General features: G+C 63.1%; 18 protein-coding genes. 11 read left to right on the top strand and 7 right to left on the bottom strand.

Annotation, left to right across the window (positions count from 1 at the left end; translation table 11 throughout):
* Positions 1-17 precede the first annotated feature (17 nt).
* Positions 18-1,232: an ROK family transcriptional regulator gene (locus AQS8620_RS12270; RefSeq protein ID WP_085837198.1), complete on the bottom strand. Its 1,215-nt coding sequence runs from the start codon at positions 1,230-1,232 to the stop codon at positions 18-20.
* A gap of 296 nt (positions 1,233-1,528) precedes the next feature.
* On the opposite strand from AQS8620_RS12270, the gene AQS8620_RS12275 reads away from it, so the two are divergent.
* The 7 genes from AQS8620_RS12275 (at position 1,529) to AQS8620_RS12305 (ending at position 8,973) form a co-directional block, all read left to right on the top strand.
* Positions 1,529-2,881 (top strand): ABC transporter substrate-binding protein, encoded by a 1,353-nt coding sequence (locus AQS8620_RS12275; RefSeq protein ID WP_143267515.1) that lies wholly within the window; start codon positions 1,529-1,531, stop codon positions 2,879-2,881.
* A gap of 27 nt (positions 2,882-2,908) precedes the next feature.
* Positions 2,909-3,886, top strand: coding sequence for a carbohydrate ABC transporter permease (locus tag AQS8620_RS12280; RefSeq protein ID WP_085837200.1), 978 nt, complete (start codon positions 2,909-2,911; stop codon positions 3,884-3,886).
* Positions 3,883-4,779 carry a carbohydrate ABC transporter permease gene (locus AQS8620_RS12285; protein ID WP_085837201.1) on the top strand — a complete coding sequence of 299 codons (897 nt, stop codon included), beginning with the start codon at positions 3,883-3,885 and terminating at the stop codon, positions 4,777-4,779. Before AQS8620_RS12280 ends, AQS8620_RS12285 begins: the two co-directional genes overlap by 4 nt.
* A gap of 24 nt (positions 4,780-4,803) precedes the next feature.
* Complete coding sequence (locus tag AQS8620_RS12290; RefSeq protein ID WP_085837202.1) at positions 4,804-5,883, top strand: ABC transporter ATP-binding protein; 1,080 nt, start codon at positions 4,804-4,806, stop codon at positions 5,881-5,883.
* Positions 5,884-5,919: 36 nt separating this feature from the next.
* The gene (locus AQS8620_RS12295; protein ID WP_085837203.1) at positions 5,920-6,690 is read left to right on the top strand and encodes a sugar phosphate isomerase/epimerase family protein; all 771 of its coding nucleotides are present in this window, start codon (positions 5,920-5,922) and stop codon (positions 6,688-6,690) included.
* A 78-nt stretch (positions 6,691-6,768) separates the two neighbouring features.
* Complete coding sequence (locus AQS8620_RS12300; protein ID WP_234990478.1) at positions 6,769-8,463, top strand: GMC oxidoreductase; 1,695 nt, start codon at positions 6,769-6,771, stop codon at positions 8,461-8,463.
* Positions 8,464-8,577: 114 nt separating this feature from the next.
* On the top strand, positions 8,578-8,973 hold the full coding sequence (locus AQS8620_RS12305) for a (R)-mandelonitrile lyase (protein WP_085837204.1): 396 nt from the start codon (positions 8,578-8,580) through the stop codon (positions 8,971-8,973).
* Positions 8,974-9,049: 76 nt separating this feature from the next.
* On the opposite strand, the gene AQS8620_RS12310 is transcribed toward AQS8620_RS12305, so the two are convergent.
* Both AQS8620_RS12310 and AQS8620_RS12315 read right to left on the bottom strand, forming a co-directional pair.
* A complete protein-coding gene (locus AQS8620_RS12310) occupies positions 9,050-9,619 on the bottom strand; it encodes an NADPH-dependent FMN reductase (protein ID WP_085837305.1) in 570 nt (189 codons plus the stop codon).
* 189 nt (positions 9,620-9,808) lie between these two features.
* A complete protein-coding gene (locus tag AQS8620_RS12315; protein WP_085837306.1) occupies positions 9,809-10,813 on the bottom strand; it encodes a helix-turn-helix domain-containing protein in 1,005 nt (334 codons plus the stop codon).
* A gap of 144 nt (positions 10,814-10,957) precedes the next feature.
* Between AQS8620_RS12315 and aroE the strand changes: the two genes are divergently transcribed.
* A complete protein-coding gene (gene aroE, locus AQS8620_RS12320; RefSeq protein WP_085837205.1) occupies positions 10,958-11,806 on the top strand; it encodes a shikimate dehydrogenase in 849 nt (282 codons plus the stop codon).
* Between the two features lie 168 nt (positions 11,807-11,974).
* Here the strand turns inward: aroE and AQS8620_RS12325 are convergent, their stop codons facing one another.
* Genes AQS8620_RS12325 through AQS8620_RS12340 form a run of 4 tightly spaced genes read right to left on the bottom strand, consistent with a single transcriptional unit; the run spans position 11,975 to position 14,471 of the window.
* A complete protein-coding gene (locus AQS8620_RS12325) occupies positions 11,975-12,943 on the bottom strand; it encodes an energy transducer TonB family protein (RefSeq protein ID WP_085837206.1) in 969 nt (322 codons plus the stop codon).
* Complete coding sequence (locus AQS8620_RS12330; protein WP_085837207.1) at positions 12,940-13,377, bottom strand: ExbD/TolR family protein; 438 nt, start codon at positions 13,375-13,377, stop codon at positions 12,940-12,942. The genes AQS8620_RS12325 and AQS8620_RS12330 overlap by 4 nt, the downstream gene beginning before the upstream one ends.
* Positions 13,378-13,380: 3 nt before the next feature.
* Complete coding sequence (locus AQS8620_RS12335) at positions 13,381-13,758, bottom strand: ExbD/TolR family protein (RefSeq protein ID WP_085837208.1); 378 nt, start codon at positions 13,756-13,758, stop codon at positions 13,381-13,383.
* 5 nt (positions 13,759-13,763) lie between these two features.
* On the bottom strand, positions 13,764-14,471 hold the full coding sequence (locus AQS8620_RS12340; protein ID WP_085837209.1) for a MotA/TolQ/ExbB proton channel family protein: 708 nt from the start codon (positions 14,469-14,471) through the stop codon (positions 13,764-13,766).
* Positions 14,472-14,731: 260 nt separating this feature from the next.
* On the opposite strand from AQS8620_RS12340, the gene AQS8620_RS12345 reads away from it, so the two are divergent.
* Genes AQS8620_RS12345 through AQS8620_RS12355 form a run of 3 tightly spaced genes read left to right on the top strand, consistent with a single transcriptional unit; the run spans position 14,732 to position 17,385 of the window.
* Positions 14,732-15,937 (top strand): isochorismate synthase, encoded by a 1,206-nt coding sequence (locus tag AQS8620_RS12345; protein WP_159453241.1) that lies wholly within the window; start codon positions 14,732-14,734, stop codon positions 15,935-15,937.
* Positions 15,938-15,967: 30 nt separating this feature from the next.
* Positions 15,968-16,627, top strand: a complete 660-nt coding sequence (locus AQS8620_RS12350) for an isochorismatase family protein (RefSeq protein ID WP_085837211.1) — start codon at positions 15,968-15,970, stop codon at positions 16,625-16,627.
* Positions 16,618-17,385: an SDR family oxidoreductase gene (locus AQS8620_RS12355; protein WP_085837212.1), complete on the top strand. Its 768-nt coding sequence runs from the start codon at positions 16,618-16,620 to the stop codon at positions 17,383-17,385. Before AQS8620_RS12350 ends, AQS8620_RS12355 begins: the two co-directional genes overlap by 10 nt.
* Positions 17,386-17,519 lie beyond the last annotated feature (134 nt).

Below are 17,519 nucleotides of genomic sequence, written 5' to 3' on the forward strand. Positions count from 1 at the left end.
GGCTGGCTAAGGCTGGCCTAGGGCTGGGCGGCGGGCGGCAGGAGCAGGTCAAAGGCGCGATCCACCGCGCCGCGCCGCGCAAGGTCGCCGTGATCGCGCCCCGCCAGCACGGTCAGCTGTTGGGACAGGGCAGGCGGCGTGCGCTGGTTCAGGCTTTCGCGCACGCCCGCGCTGATGTGGTCGCTGCTTTCCACCAGCGGGCCGCCAAGGCAAATCACCTCGGGCGCAAGCCCCGTGACCAGCCCCACCAGCGCCTCGCCAATCGTGCGCCCTGCGTCTCGCAGGGCCACGATGGCGTCGATATTGCCCTGCGCCACAAGGTCTTGCAGCTCCTGTGTGGTGGTCAAAATCCGGTCGGGGGTGGAGAGCGCCTTGAGCAGCGCCACGTGGGAGGCCACGCTCGCCAGACAGCCGCGCGCGCCGCAGATGCAGGGCCGATCGCCTGCCGCGCGCACCGGAATATGGCCGACCTCGCCCGACCAGCCGCCCAGACCACGATGCACATGCGCGCCCGCGCCGCGCTGCCCGCCAAAGGCCAGCCCCGCGCCGATGCCCGTTTGCACCAGCACATAGAGCAGGCTTTCGGCCTGCGGATGTTCGCCAATCGCCCCCAGCGCCATGAGGTTTGCGTCGTTTTCCACCGCGATGCGCATGTCCAGCGCCGCGTCCAGATCGGCGGGCAATTCGCCGACCTGCGACCATGGCACCGTGTGGCCGTTGCCCGACACAGGCCCGGGCACCACCAGCACACAGGCGCGGATCGGCCCTGTCGCCTCGGGCAGGGCTTGCAAGGTGTCGCGCAACCCGCGCAGATCGGCAAGCGACTGGGTCGGATCGTAGCCTGCGGTAAGGGGCTGATGGCCGGTGGCGATCTGATCGCCCGTGAGCGTGCACAGCGTGCCTTCCAGAAAACCGCCTTCAAAACGGGCAACCAGCGTGAGAGCCGCTTGCGGGTTGAGCCCGTAGCGCGCCGAGGGACGCCCGCGTTCGGCCTGTGTTGCATCGCCCGCGCTGACCCAGTCGCTGTCGATCAAACGGTTGAGTTTGGCGGCGACCGTATTGCGCGACCACCCCGTTTCCTGCGCCAGTTCGGCGCGCCCCTTTGCCCCGTGGCGCAGGGCGCGCAAAAGGGAAATTTCTGTTGCATCCAGCGGGACTTGGGCGGTGCTTGCGATGTCCGTTTCCTGGGCTTTCGCGCGGCGGCTGCCTGCGGGGGCGAGGGTTTGTGTCATGGGTCTGCCCTTTGTGAGCTTTGGGGTGTTTGGCGCGCAGGCACCGCGAGTCTTTTCAAGTGCAGCACAGGTTTCTCAGCACCGATGCCTGAGATTTTTTCAGTATTGCTCTGAATAAGATCAGTATTGACGAAAATAAGTCAAGCCTGACCAAATGTTCGGACAAGCACCAGAGTGTGGCCCGCCAGCGGCGCGCCAAAACACCAGCAAGCTGACGCCAGCTACCCAATCGCGTGATCCTGCGCGATCACACCAACAGCCCGCGCGCCACGCGCATCCTTCGGAGGGACGACCAAGTGACCACATCGACCACATTGCCCCAATTGGCCCTGCGCCGCTTTCGCCAATCCAGCGCGCTCGTTGCCTGCGCGCTGGGTGCCAGCGTCGGCTTTGCGCATCCGGTTTTTGCCCAAGCCGCCGACCCCTATTATGCCGCCGCCGTTGCAGAGGCTGCGCGCATTGCCGAGGGTGTCGAGCTGGATGACTTCATCGAAATGATCGGCCAGGCCAGCGGTGGCGAAGGCCAGACGCTGGAAGCCGTCTACGCCGCCTTTACCGAGGGCAGCGGCGTTGATGTGCGCTACACCGGCACGCCCGACACCGGTGCGGTGGTGCAAAGCCGCGTGCAAGCGGGCAACCCGCCCGACGTTGCCGACCTGCAACTTGGCGTGGCGAAAACCTATGCCGCTGAGGGCAAAACCGTCGATCTGAGCGCCGCTTTTGGCGATGAACTGGCCGCGAATTTCAACGAAATGCTGCTTGAAACCTCCAGCATGGAGGGCAAGGTCTTCGGCGTCTATCAGGGCATGAGCCCCTTCATGGTCTGGTTCAACCCCCAGACCTACACCGGCCCGAGCGCCCCCACCGACTGGCAGGAGATGGTCGATTGGACCAATGCCGAGGCCGAGGCGGGCAATGCGGTTTGGTGCGCGGCGCAGGGGGCGGGCGGCTCTTCGGGTTTTCCCGGCGCGCAGATGGTTGAAAACCTGTTCCTCAAAAAATACGGCCCCGAAAAATATACTGCTTGGGGTGCGGGCGACCTTGCGTGGACATCCGATGAGGTCAAAGGCGCGTTTGAAGACTTCGGCGCGACGATTGTCGCGCAGGGCAAGGTGGCAGGGGGGCCGTTCGGCGCGATTTCGACCTCCATTGCCACGGGCTACAACGGGCTGACCAGCGATCCTGCGCAGTGCCAGGTGGCGCTTTGGGCGGCTTGGGTGCCCGGTTTGATCGGGGAAACCGCCGTTGCGGGCGAGACGATCGATTTCTTTCGCGTGCCCGCTACCGATCCGGCCTATTACCCCTATGAGCTGTATCAGTCGTCGATTTCGGTCGGGCTGACGGACGAGCCGACGACCAAAGCGTTTTTGCAGTTTATGGCCTCAACGCCTGCGCAGACCTATCTGGCCTCCCTCAACCGCTGGCCCGTGGCCAATAAAAACGTGCCCGCAGAGACCTATCCTTCTGAATTGCTGCAAGAAATCTCGCGCGATTATTTCAACTCGGGCGATGTGGAATTTGCGGCAGGTCCCAATTTGAACAACAAATCCGCGACGTCTTCGGCGTTTTACGCCGCGGTGATGAGCTACATCCAGAACCCCGACAGTCTGGATGAGGCCTTGGAAACTGTTCAGGCGACCATCGAATAATGCCGCTGCCACATCTGAGGATCTGCCATGACTGACACGCTTGCTTTTGTTCCTGTGTTGATCGCCATCGGCGCGATTGGCATTCCGGTTCTGACCTATGTCGGTCTGGGATTGGGGGAGGGTATCCTGAGCCTCCTGCCACAGGGTCTGTCGGGCAGTCTGCGCCCTTGGGTGTGGCTTTCGCTGCCCATTCTTCTGGTGCTGTTGATCCTGATCTATCCGATCATCGTCACGCTCTTCACCTCGCTGCGCGATGCGCGCGGCGAGGGGTTCGTGGGCGGCTCGAACTACCTTTGGGCGTTTTCCGGCACGATGATGTCGATCCTCAAGAACAACATCATCTGGCTGATCGGCTTTCCCGCGGTGACGCTGGTGCTCTCGCTTGCCACCGCTGTGCTGTTTGACAAGGTAAAATACGAACCCGTCGCCATGACGGTGGTGATCCTGCCCACCGCGATTTCCTTTACCGCAGGTTCGGTGATCTGGACGCAGATGTATTCTTTCCAGCCCCAGGGCATGACCCAGATCGGAACGCTCAACGCGATCCGCAGCCTCTTTGGCCTTGCCCCGGTGCCCTGGCTGATTGCCCCCGTGGTCAACACGCTGTCGCTGATTTTCATCGCCGTCTGGCTGCAACTGGGGATTGCGACGCTGATCCTGTCCTCGGCCATCAAGAATATCGGCTCGGAGATGCTGGAAGCCGCGCGCCTGGACGGGGCAGGGGAATGGCGCATTTTCCGCTCGATGGTGCTGCCCAATATCGTGCCCTCGGTGATGGTGGTGCTGACCACGATGATCATCGCCTCCCTCAAGGTCTTTGACATCGTCTACGTCATGACCAACGGCAATTTCGGCACCAATGTCATCGCCAACCGCCTGTATTACGAATTGTTTTCAGCCAACAACCTTGGCCACGCCTCGGCCATCGCGGTGATCTTGCTGGTCTGCGCGCTGCCCGTGGCCTTGATCAACATCTTCCATTTTCGCGCGGAGAATAAAGCATGAGCGACGCCGCCCTCAATCCGCCTGCCGCGCAGTTGCGCAGCAAAAGCACGGGCCGCAGCAAGCAAAAGCTGCTGCGTCTTCTGCTCAACATCATTGTCATCGCATTTCTGCTGGGCTGGCTGGTGCCCATTGTCGCGCTGTTCCTCTCATCGGTCCGCCCGCAGGCCGACACGGCAACCTCCGGCTGGTGGATGGCGATCCTGCGGCCCGATCTGAGCCTTGCCAACTACGGTCTGGCGCTGGATCAGCTGCGCATCGCAGGCTCGCTGGGCACCTCGCTGGCCATTGCGATCCCCACGACCGTGCTGACGGTGATCCTGTCGGTGATCGGCGCCTATGCGCTGGTGCGGATGAAATTTGCCGGGCGCACGGCGCTGTCCTTGTTGCTGGTGGCGCTGCTTGTCACCCCGCCGCAAATCACGCTGGTGCCCCTGCTCAAACTGTACAACATGGTGGGCCTGTCGGGCTCTATCCCCGGCATCTGGCTGTATCAGGTCGGCTTTACCCTCCCGTTCGGGGTGTTTTTGTTGCGCGGTTTCATCGCCTCCATTCCTGTCGAACTCTATGAAAGCGCCAATCTGGACGGCGCCTCGGAGTTGAAAACCTTCACCGCGATTGTCCTGCCGCTGGCGCGGCCCATCATGGCCTCGCTTGGCATCATGGCCTTCTTGTGGTCGTGGAACGACCTGTTGATCCCGCTGTTGTTCATGGGCGGATCGGCCATGGCCGCCCCCATCACCGTCAATCTCGCAGGGCTTGTCGCCCAGACCACCCAAGGCCAGGGCCCGCTGATGGCGGCGACCTTTCTGTCGGTGCTCATTCCGCTTTTCCTCATCATCTCGATGCAGCGCTATTTTGTGCGCGGCATCCTTGGCGGCGCTGTCAAAGGCTGACCCCGCGCTCAAAGGAGACAAAACATGTCCAATGTTGTGATCAGCGATGTTCGCAAAAACTACGGCCCGACCAAGGTTATTCACGGTGTCGATATCGACATCGATGACGGGGAATTCGTCGTGCTTGTCGGCCCGTCGGGCTGCGGAAAATCGACCCTGTTGCGCATGATCGCAGGGCTTGAAGACATCACCGGCGGCGAGGTGCGCATCGGGTCGCGCATCGTCAACGATGTGGTCGCCAAGGACCGCGATATTGCCATGGTGTTTCAGAACTACGCGCTTTACCCGCATATGACCGTGGCCGAGAACATGGATTTCTCGCTTAAACTCAAGGGGATGGGCAAGGGCGAGCGCGAAGAACGGGTCGCAAAAGCCGCCGATATCCTCGGACTTGGGCCGCTGCTTGCCCGCTATCCGCGCCAGTTGTCGGGCGGGCAGCGCCAGCGCGTTGCCATGGGCCGCGCCATCGTGCGCGATCCGCAGGTCTTTCTCTTTGACGAGCCGTTGTCGAACCTCGACGCCAAGCTCAGGGTCGAAATGCGCTCGGAAATCAAGGCGCTGCAACACCGGCTGAAAACCACCACGATCTATGTCACCCATGACCAGATCGAAGCGATGACCATGGCCGACAAGATCGTCGTGATGCGCGATGGCGTGGTTGAACAATGCGACACGCCGCTCAATCTGTATGATCGTCCGGCCAATATGTTCGTGGCGGCTTTCATCGGCTCGCCCTCGATGAATTTTATCGAAGGCCATGTGCAAAGCGGGGCAAACGGTCCGGCTTTCATCAGCAAGGACGGCGTTGAAATGGCCTTGCCCGCGGGGGCAAACCCGCCCGTTGGCACCGCCGTGACCTACGGGTTTCGCCCCGAACATATGGCGCTGACGGCGGCGGGTGTGGCGGGCGCACTGCCCGCAAGCATCACGCTGGTCGAGCCGACCGGATCGGAAACAATGGTGTTTCTCAAACTCGGTACGGCCGCTGTGGCGGGGGTGTTTCGCGAACGTATCACCGCAGGCGAGGGCGATGTGATCCATGTTCTGCCCGATCCTACCCGCGCGCATCTGTTTGATCCCGACACAGGCAAGCGCCTGACTTAGGCGACTTTTTCCCACACTGAAATTTAGGAGACCCCCATGATCCCCAACGGTGATCTGTCATTCCAAATGTTTTCCTCGCGCGCGGCCGACAGCCTTGAGGAGCAACTCAAACTCCTGTCCGAGCTGGGCTATACCGATGTGCAGCCGTTCTTTTTCGGCGCACCCGACGACATGGGCGCGCTTGATACCTATGTGGCGCTGCTGGCCAAATACAATCTGACGGCCAAGACCGGCCATTTCACGCTGGACGTGTTCGAACAAAGCCCCGATCTGGTCGAGGAGATTGCGCGCAAGTTCGGCATGTGGCTGGTCGTCGTGCCCTATATCAACCCCGAAGACCGCCCTGACACCGCTGCCGGATGGCAGGCGATCGGTGCGAAACTGGCCGAGTATACCGCCGATATGAAATCGCGCGGCCTCACCTTTGCCTATCACAACCACGAATTCGAAATGGTGCCGCTGGCCGATGGCAGCTACCCGATCGATCACCTGCTGGGCGACACCGTGCCTTTCGAGCCGGACCTTGCGTGGATCGTGGTGGGCGGGGCAGACCCGCTGGTCTGGCTGGAAAAATACACAGGCCGCATCCCCGCGATCCATGTCAAGGACATCGCGCCCCAAGGCGAGTGTCTGGATGAAAAGGGCTTTGCCGACCTTGGGCACGGGACGCTGGACTGGCAGGTGCTTTGGGATGCAGGCGTGGCGGCAGGGTCGCAAATCATGGTGGTTGAACACGACCAACCACTTGATTGGAAACGCTTTGCAACGCGCTCGATCAAAACACTCAAGGCGCTTGGCGGCGCCTGACCCCTATCACGCATCCAAAAACATCCCTCCTTGGCGCAGCCGCGCCAGGGCAGGCCCCTTTTTTGCAAGGACACTTCCATGCCCGACACTTCCATGCCCGACACTTCAATGGCAGAAACTTTGGTACCCGGCACTCCCGCATTCGACGCGATCATCGTAGGCTCCGGCGCCGCCGGTAGCTTTGCGGCCAAGGAACTGACCGATCAGGGGCTGACGGTGCTGTTGCTTGAGGCGGGGCGCGAGGTGGGCAAGGGCGATTTCGACCCGCGCAAAAAGCCCAAGAAACCCGCGCCGATCAATATTTTCGAGCGCGCCATTGCCACCGTGATGGGCCAGGGCATCCAATCGCGCGCGGCGTTTTTTCGCGGCATGCTGGCCCATTTCTACGTCTCGGATCGCCACAACCCCTATACCACGCCCAAAGATGCGCCCTTCGTGTGGATCAGGGGGCGGCAGGCCGGCGGGCGCACCCATACGTTTGGCCGTGTGCTCTATCGCTGGTCCGATGATGATTTCAAATCCAAAAGCCGCACGGGGCGCGGGGTGGATTGGCCGGTCTCCTATGACGAGCTGGCCCCGTTTTACGACGAGGTCGAAACCCATCTCGGCCTTTATGGCAACACGGACGGTTTGGCGCAAATCCCGGATGGCACCTACAAATCTGCGGCAAAACTGACCCCCGCCGAAGTGGATTTCAAAGCGCGCGTGGAGGCCCGCAACCCCGAACGCCACGTGATTGCCTGGCGCTCGCTTGCGCCCTCGCCGGATCGCGTTTTCCCGCCGATGAAAGCCGCCAAAGACAGTGGCAAGCTGACCGTGTGCTACAATAGCGTGGCCAAACGGGTGCTGACCGTGGGCGCGACAGCCTCGGGCGTCGAGGTGGTCGATACCCAAAGCGGCGCGGTGCGTGTCGTCACGGCCCCCCGTATCGTGCTCTGTGCCTCTCCGATTGAAAGCGTGCGGCTGTTGCTGAACTCGAAATCGGCCGAGCATCCGCAGGGCTTGGGCAATTCCTCGGGCACATTGGGGCGCTATTTCATGGATCAGATCCCGATGCTGGCCATGGGGATCTACCCGCCCGTCAAAGGGTTTGCAGGCGATGACAGCCAGCCCAAGGATGATTTTTACGACCCCCAGGGCGGCATTTTCATCCCGCGTTTCGACGATCAGGGCAACCCTGCCGCGCGCGGCGATTTCGATTTTCAGGGCGGCGTGGGGCGCGCGCCTGTGGGCGACAGCGATCCTGCCAAACTGCTGTTTTTCGGCTTTGGCCAGATGCAGCCGCATGCCGACAACCGCATCACGCTTGATCCCAAAAAGACCGACAAATGGGGCATTCCTGTCGCCCATATCCGTTGCACGATGCACGCCGAAGAGGAGGCGCTGCTGGAACAACAACAGGCCGCGTTTCTGGATACGGTGAATGGCGCGGGCGGGCAGGTCGAATTTCTGGGCACGCCCAAGGGGATCCGCGAATGGGGGCGGGGGGTCTATCCCGAAGCCGGTCCGCTGTCGCGCTTTCTGTTTCGCAAGTTCTTCTCGCGGGTCATGGTCATGGGCGCGGCGATCCACGAAACGGGCGGCGCGCGGATGGGCCATGATCCGGCCAGTTCGGTGCTGAACAGTTTTGGGCAGCTCTGGGACGCGCCCAATGTCTATGTCACGGATGCCAGCGCTTTTGCAGGCTCGGGCGTCTCTGGCACGACCCTGACGGTGATGGCCCAAACCGTGCGGGCCTGTCGGCATCTGGCGCAATCGCTCAAACGCGATTGATGCGTCAAACCGATAGGGGCTTGTTGCAAAACGCCTCTGGGCGCGCGCGCGCGATGCGATAGATTGGACAGGGGCGGATGACAGCCGCCCCGTGGTCCAGCAAAGGAAAACATCATGCAAATCTATCGCGCAGGCGCCAAACCATCGACCAAGGGTCCGAGCGACTATTTCACCGGCACTGTGCGGGTCGATCCGCTGTTCAACCCCGAGTTTCCCGATCGGGTGCAGGGCGCGACGGTCACATTCGAGCCATTGGCGCGCACCGCTTGGCACACCCACCCCTTGGGCCAGACGATTGTGATCACTGCCGGGGTGGGGCGCGTGTGCCGCTGGGGCGATACCATTCAGGAGGTGCGCGCCGGGGATTGCGTGTTCTTCGAGCCCAACGAAAAACACTGGCACGGCGCTGCGCCCGATGTCGCCATGACCCACATTGCCATTCAGGAAGTGAAGGATGGCAAGGTCGTGGATTGGCTCGAACATGTCGCTGATGGCGACTATCTGGGCTAGGTCCCCATGCACAAAGGCCCCGCACTGGCAGGGCCTTTGACGTCATTGCTTTGGCTGGGGGCTTTTGCTTTGACGCCTACACGTGGGCATCGACCCATTTGGCAAAAGCCGTGATGATTTTGTTCAAGAACGCCTCGGAGTCGGGCGATGTCACCTTGCCGTTTTCGTCAAACATATCCGCGATATGGCTGACATAGGCTTCGGGTTGTTGCATCGCGGGCATGTCCAGAAATACCAGGGACTGGCGCAGCACATGGTTTGCACCAAAGCCGCCGATGCCGCCCGGCGATCCGGTGACGACCGCCGCCGGTTTGCCTGACCAGATGCTCTGCCCATAGGGGCGCGACCCCACATCGATGGCGTTTTTCAGCGCCGCGGGAACGGTGCGGTTGTATTCCGGCGTCACGAAGAGCACCGCCTGCGCCTTTGCCATGGAGGCGCGAAAGGCCGCCCATTGTGCGGGCGGCGCGCCCTCATCCAGATCGGGGTTATAGAGCGGCAGATCGCCGATCTCGACAAACTCGAAGGCAAGCGAGGACGGCGCAAGTGCCACAAGGGCCTGCGCCAGTTTGCGGTTGTCAGAGCCTGCGCGCAGGCTCCCGACGATGACGGCGATTTCAGTCGCTTTTTGGGGCTGTGTACTCATGGCAAAAAATCCTTTCATGCGGGAAACCGCGCCGCCTGAGCGGGCGCGTCCGCCCCGGTGTGCGCGCCCGCAGGCGCGTCGGTGCGCGGTAAATTGTTCAATACTCTTTGAGATTTAGCGGGGTGCGCGCCGCGATCAAGGGGCCATGTTGCGCGGGTGCGAAGCCCCTCTGTGCGCAGCCGCGCAGCTTTATCGGGGCGGGTGCTTTTCTTGCGGCAGCATCGGGAAATACCCGTCGGGGCGCGGTGGGCCACTGTCGCGAAAATCCTTGCGATAGCGCGAGGGGCTGCGCCCTGTGGCCGCCTTGAATTTTCGTGAAAAATGCGCCCCGTCGGAAAAGCCGCAGTCCTGCGCGATCCGCGTCATCGGCCAGTCGCTGCGTCCCAAAAGCTGGAACGCGCGCGCAACCCGCAACCGCGTGACATAGTCTGAAATCGTCACGCGGGTGGCGCGCTTGAAAATCCGTTGCAGCTGGCTTGGGGTGACATTGGCCAGCGCGCACAGATCGGCAAGACGGATGTGGTCGGTGTAATGCGCGTCGAGGTGGTCAAGCACCCGCTGCAGGCGCGCTTGCGCGACATCCGCTGCCCGCGCGGGAGGGGCGCGCAGCGGGCGATCCAACGGGGTCGGCGCGTCCCCCTGCGCCAAACCCAGTAAAACAGATTGCAATTCAAGGATTTGCTGGGCCTGAGGCAGGGTCCAGATCCGCTCCAGCCGCGCACGAAACGCCGCGGATGTGGTCGCCGAAAAGGCAAGCCCGCCGGTTGCGGTCCCGCAAAGCGTGGCGATATCCGCAAGCTCGGGCGAGGTCGCGGCAAGCTGTGTGATCCAGTCTTGGGTGAACCAGCAGACAATCGCGCGGTGCGGCATCTGCGGATCGATGGCGTGCCGGGATTTCCACGCATGGGGCAGGTTCGGCCCAAGCAGCACCAGATCGCCGTCACCATAGGGCGCCACCGTATCCCCGACATAGCGCGTGCCAATGCTGTTGAGCGTGAGGGTCAGTTCGAATTCGGGGTGATAGTGCCAGTTGTAGCGAAATTCCGCCAAGCGCCGTTCGTAGTTCAGGCAGGATTGCCCCGGCGGGATTTGCACCGCCTCGTACCAGGGCTTTCGCGCGGCGCTATGGCCTGCGCCCTTATGCGCTGTGGTGGGTGCCTCGGGGGGGGAATTTGGGGGTAGTTTCTGGGCCATTGCGGTCCTGTCAAACGATGCCGATGCGGCAATCATACAAAATGTTGCGGCGGATGGGAATGGTCCTGCCCTGCATCGCGGCTATATCACAGACCCATACCGACAGCGCCGCCCCTGGCGTGGCTCTTTTTGAAAGGTCGACACATGTCCCACGATTTCCTGCTGCCCCTCACCGGATCTTTTGCCCAGCCTGCAGGGGAAAACCCCACTGTTGCGATGATCGAGGCGGCCTTTGCCCATCACGGACTGGACTGGCGCTACCTCAACGTCGAGGTCGCTGCGCAGGATTTGGGCGATGCGGTGCGCGGCGCGCGCGCGATGGGCTGGAAGGGCTTCAACTGCTCGATCCCGCATAAGGTTGCGGTGATCGAACATCTCGACGGCCTTGGCGAAAGCGCCAAGCTTATCGGGGCTGTGAACACGATTGTGCGCCGCGGGGACCAGCTGATCGGCGAAAACACCGACGGCAAGGGCTTTGTCAAAGCGCTGAGCGCGGTCACCGACCCCAAGGGCGCTTCGGTCGTGCTTTTGGGGGCCGGGGGCGCTGCGCGTGCGGTGGCGGTTGAATTGGCCCTGGCCGGAGCCACGCAGATCACGGTCGTCAACCGCTCGCCCGAGCGGGGGCAGGCGCTTGCGACCTTGATCAACGACAAAACCCCCGCGCGTGCCAGTTTCACCGCCTGGGAGGGCACCTATGCGATCCCGCAGGGCACAAAGATCGTGGTGAACGCCACCTCGATCGGCCTCTTTCCCGATGTGGAGGCGACCCCCGACATCGATCACGACAGCCTGAGCGGCGACATGGTGGTCGCGGATGGCATCCACAATCCGCCCCTCACCAAGCTGCTCAAAGCGGCGCAGGCGCGGGGCTGTCAAACCGCCGACGGGCTTGGGATGCTTGTGAACCAAGGCGTGATCGGGTTGAAATACTGGACGGGGCTCGACGCGGACCCGCAGGTCATGCGGCAGGCTTTGCTGGACCTCGACCTGTAGCGCTACAAATCGGTAAAGGCCGGTTTTCAGCCCAGCGGTGCCGTCGGATTTGGCCCAAAACCAGCGCCCGTCGGCGGTGCGCCCTTGAGGTCGAAGGGGGCACCACCGCTAGGGGGCTGACCTGCGCGTAATCTCGCGCAAGTGCCTATCGCGGCTCTACTGACAGCTCTACCCCTCGATCTGGATGTTGAGGCGGAAGTTAAAGCTGTTGCCGGTCAGACCCTTGGGGGCTTTGGGGAACTTGCGCGCGCGCTGCACGGCCTCGACGGCGGCCGCGTCCAGCGTGGCATTGCCCGAACTGCTGGTGACCGACACGCCCTGAAGCGCGCCCGCCGAGGACACGACCACCGTCAAGGTCACGCTGCCCGACCCCGCGCCGCGCGGCACCCGTTTGGCGCGGTCGATGGACGAGCGGATGCGCGCGCCCCATTGTGCGATCAGCGAATTGCGCTCGGATTTGGACAGGGTTGCAGCCTGTGCCGATTGCGACTGGCCTGCCTGTTGTCCGCCGCCCGATCCGGCCGCCTTTTGTGCCTTCGAGGGGGCCGAAGCCGGTGCGTTTTTGGGTGCGTTTTTGGGTGCAGTTTTGGGGGCAGCTTTGGGCTGGGCTTTGGGTTGGGGCTTGGAAGCGGCCTTTGCGGCGGGTTTGGGCGGCTCGGGCTTGCGATCGGGGCGCGCTTTGGGACGTTCGCGCGCCACTTCGGGCGGCGCTTGTGTCATCTCGGGGGGCGGGGGCGTGTCATCGACCGTCGGAATCGCGGGCAGGTCGGGCGCAAGCGCGGCCATCTGGGGCATGTCCGGCTGGGCCTCGCGCACGGTCTGGCGCACGGTCTCGCGCAGGGGGGGCGGTGTTTCCAGCTCGGGCGCGGCCATCTGCGGGGCAGGCGGCACATCGGGCGTCTCCACCGAGACCTCAGGCGGGGTCTCCCATTGTTCGACCATCTGGGAAAAAGACGCAGGCGCCGCCGCCATCGTCAGCAAATCCTCGCCACCATTGCCCGCGCTTGCTGCCGCGCCTTCCTGGGGCGAGAGGCCAAAGGCGGCGACATGCACCCCCAGCGCCAGCCCGCCGAACACCACGATTTTCGCGCCCGTCATCAGGCTTGCTCTCACGCTGTTTTTGGTCAGGACACTCATTCGCTGTCTCCAAACACTTCGCTGGTTGCAAGCTGCACGCGGGTGATGTCGCGGGCGGCCAGTTTGCCCAGAAGGGCAGGGATTTGTCTGGCTTCCAGCGCCGCATCGGCGCGGATCACCAGCATCGGGCGGGTCGCGACATCAAAGCAGCCCAGATCCGCGCAGGCCTCGGTATAGGCCAGTTGCAGCGCCTCCAAAGCGGCCTCTTCGCCCAAAGCGTCGCGAAACCCGATGTCACCCTCGGGCCCGACATAGAGGGTAAACTCCCCTTCGCTCGGCTCCAGCGAACCCGTTGCGGGCGGATCGACCTCAAAAGGTTCGGGGGGCGCGATCTGCGCGGTCATCAAAAAGAAAATAAGCAACAAAAACACAACGTTGATCATCGGGATCACGTTTTCTTCGCGGGCGCGGCGGGGGGGCTCGGACAGGTCCATCGCTCAGTCCACGACAACAAGGTTGCTCAGGCCCGCCGCGTTCAGCGTGCCCATGACATCGACAAGGCGTTGCAGGGGGACAGCCTCGCCTGCGCGCAAAATCACGGTATCGGTCGGGGTCTCCATGAGCGGCGCAAGCTGGTCGGCCAGCAGGGAGTCCGCACTGGCAACACCGTTCAACAGCACCGAATCGGCCTCGATCTGCACAAGGCGCGGCGGACCGCTATAGGCGCTGCCCCCGCCACTGGCGGTGACCAGCGGCACCTGCATATCCATGCCAAAGCGCGAGGCCAGCATGAAAAACACAAGCAAGAGGAACACCACGTCGATCATGGGCGTGAGCGAAATACGGCGCCGCGGGCGCGCAGAAGACAGGTCCATCGCGCTTATTCCGCAGGCACGCTTTGAGGCGCAGTTGCGCTTGCGCGCGGGGGCGCAACGCTGGCGATGGGCGCACCGGCGCGTTGAAACACCCGCGTTGCAGTGTCTTCCATTTCAAGGCGCAGACGGTCGGTGATGCTTTCAAACCACGTCAGCGCCACCGAGGCGGGGATTGCCACGGCCATACCGGCGGCGGTGGTCAAAAGCGCCTCCCAAATGCCGCCCGCAAGCATCGAGGGATCGGCGCGCGCACCCGCTTCCTGCAGGGCTTGGAAGGCGGAAATCATGCCCAGAACTGTCCCCAAAAGGCCCAAAAGCGGGGCGATGGTGGCGATCAGTTCCAGCGGTCGCTGACCGGCGCGCGCGCGCGCCAGAAGTTTCTTGGCGATGCGTGTGGTTTCTTCACGGCCTGCGTCCTTGTCAAAGCTTGTGTCGTTCTGGGCGCGCATCGCGGCAAGCGCCAGTTTGGCGCGCACCGTGCGCCGCCCCTCCAGCAGGCTTTGGGCCTGGGTATCCGCGCCGCTGCGCCACAGGTCCAGAGCGCGCGCAACCTTATGCCCGCCCGACCACGACCCCAGCCAGATCAGATCCCATGTTTTCCACAAAATCAGCGCCACCGTCAGCACCGAGAGGGCGGCAATGGCCCAGATCGAGGGCCCTCCGGCGGTCAAAAAGTCAAGCGCGGGGGCAATCAGGGTGAGAATACTGTTCATCGCGGGCAGTCCAATACGAAAGAAGCTGGGAGGGCTCTGGCTGGCGTCTGGCTGACCGGTTTGGGCTGGGGTTATCAATGCTGACAAAAAAAGTCAAGTTAATGGGTTTCAACCCCGTGGCTGCATTGACAGAGTGTTTGGGCAGGGCTACTCACCCCGACAAGCGCGGGCGCAAGACAGCTCAAAGCGCTCACCCATCCATTCAGGTCACCCACCCATCTGGCAGGCAACCATCGACGCGAGGCAGAAGGTTGCAGGTCTTGAATATTGATATCGAGGGGGCGCAAACGGCCTCGTCTGCGGGGCGCAGCGCCCCTAAAACACACCCGAAAACACACCCCGAAACACACCCCGCGCCCGAGGCGGGTCTCTCTGGCTGTGCTTTTTTGCTTGGTCAGGATTTTGGCGAAATCACAAAGACCTACACGGCGACATTGGCGCAGTTTGCGACCTGCGATCTGACGCAGGCCATCCCGGACGACGGCCACGAAACGGCGCCTCAGGCAGGGCGGCTGTTTGGCGTCTTTCCCTTTGATCGCACGGACCAGGGCCATCTGTACCGCCTGTCCCCCAAGGCGACTCCGGCGCAGGTCGCGGCCGATGAGGCGGTCAGCCACAGCCTGACGCGTCTGCCCGAAACCCAGGGCTTCGGGGCCTCGGTGGATGCGGTGGCCCAAAAAATCAACGCCGGTGACGGGGGGCTGAAAAAGGTCGTTCTGGCCCGCTCGCTTGTCTATGACACCGATGCGCCGATCGATCCGGTGCAGGTGGCCCTGCGCCTGAGCGCGGACCGACATGTCACCAGCTACTGCGTACCGCTGCCCGGCGAGAGCGCCGCGCCGCGCTGGCTTGTGGGCGCAACACCCGAATTGCTGCTCTCCAAACAGGGGGCGGCGATCCGCTCGCACCCGCTGGCAGGCTCTGCGCGCCGTCAGTCTGACGCAAGCGCCGATGCCGCCGTCGGGCAGGCGCTTTTGACCTCGGAAAAGGACAACATCGAGCACCGCGTGGTGGTCGAGTACATCCACGATGTGCTGACGCCCTATTGCCGCAGCCTCAAGGTTCCCGACCAGCCGCAACTGGATCGCACGGCGACGATGTGGCATTTGGGCACGGCAATTTCGGGCGTGCTCAAGGAGGCCGACACCCCCGTTCTGGCGCTGTTGCGCGACCTGCATCCGACCCCGGCCGTGGCGGGCTTTCCACTGGCAGCGGCGCTGGCCCAAATCGACGCGCAAGAGCCTTTCGCACGGGATTTTTATGCCGGAACGCTGGGGTGGCTGGATGGCGACAACAACGGCGCGTGGCATGTGACGCTGCGCTGCGCGGTCATCGCCCAACATAGCGCGCAGCTGTTTGCGGGGGCGGGGATCGTCGGGGCGTCAAAGGCCGCCGATGAAATCGCCGAAACCCGCGCCAAATTCGGCGCGATGCGCCTTGCGCTTGGCATTTGTGAGCGGCTCTAGCGCCCGCGTTCCATCAAAACCGGAGGTTCCATGGCTCTCCCGAGCATTCCCGATTACGCACTCCCGACCGATCTGCCTGCGCCGCGGGCCAGTTTCACGCTTGAAACCGATCGTGCGGCCCTGTTGATCCACGACATGCAGCGCTATTTCTGCGCGGCCTTCGGGCCGGATGCGTTGAGCCGTGCGGGATCGACCTTGGCGCGCGTCACGCAAAATATTGCCGCGCTCGCTCAGGCCGCGCGCGCGGCGGGTGTGCCGGTGTTCTACACCGCCCAGAAGGGCAATCAGCTGCTGGCGGATCGCGGCTTGCAGGCCGATTTGTGGGGCAAAGGCATGAATGCGATCCCCGAACATGAGGACATCATCGCCGCGCTTGCGCCGCAGCCGGGCGATATTCAGCTGGTCAAACACCGCTACAGCGCGTTCCAGCGGTCCAATCTGGCCGAGCTGATGCGCGCACGCGGGCGCGACCAGCTGATCGTCACGGGCATTTACGCCCATATCGGCTGCCTCGCCACCGTCTGCGAAGCCTTTCAGCGCGACATTGAACCGTTTTTCGTGGCCGATGCGCTGGCCGATTTTTCGCGCGAAAAACACGACATGGCGCTGGCATGGGTGGCGGCCTGCGCGGGGGTGCCGATGGCAAGCGATGCGGTGCGGACAACATTGGGAGACGCAGCATGCAACTGACCGGGTTCGAGGGGCAAGCGGCCTTTGTCGCAGGCGCGGGCGGCGGGATTGGCCGCGCGATTGTCGCCGCACTTGCCGACAGCGGCGCGCAGGTCTTTGCCAGCGATCTTGAGGCGGCGCTGGAGGATGCGCCCAAGATGGCGGGGGTGACCTGGGCGGCGCTGGATGTCACCGATCCTGTTGCCGTGGCCGCTGCCGTGGCGCAGGCACAGGCTCTCTACGGTCCCCTGCGGCACGGCATTTTTGCTGCCGGAATTCTGGGCGGGGCCGATATGCTTGGCACCTCGGCGCAGGACTGGCAGCGGGTGGTCAACGTCAACCTCAACGGCGGCTTCTTTGTCACCACCGAACTTGCGCGCGCCATGGTGGTGCAGGGCAGGGGCGCGATTGTGGCCGTGGGGTCCAATTCCGCCGATATCCCGCGTCTCGCGATGGGGGCCTATCCCGCCAGCAAGGCCGCGCTGCACATGCATATGCGCTGCCTTGGGCTGGAGGTCGCCCCCAAGGGCATTCGCTGCAATATTGTAGCGCCGGGATCGACATTGACCCCGATGCAGACCGGCATGTGGGCCGATGCGAGCGGCGCGCGGGCCGTGATCGCGGGCAATTTGGCGATCCATAAAACCGGCATTCCGCTGGGCAAACTCGCCACGCCGCAAGACATCGCGCAAAGCGTGATGTTCCTGCTGTCGGATCAGGCGGGTCACATCACCATGGCCGATCTTTACGTCGATGGCGGTGCGACGCTCAAGGCATAACCCGCTTTTCCGAGTTTATTTGTCGGGTAAGTCTTGACCTTGCCCCGAAAACAACAGACACCCCTGCCATAGCCCGTGGTCGCCTTTCATCGCGCCATCAGCGAACCCCCTTAAATTGAACCCGATCAGGTGCT

Origin of the sequence: Aquimixticola soesokkakensis (assembly GCF_900172375.1) — a bacterium.
Classification (GTDB): Bacteria; Pseudomonadota; Alphaproteobacteria; order Rhodobacterales; family Rhodobacteraceae; genus Aquimixticola; species Aquimixticola soesokkakensis.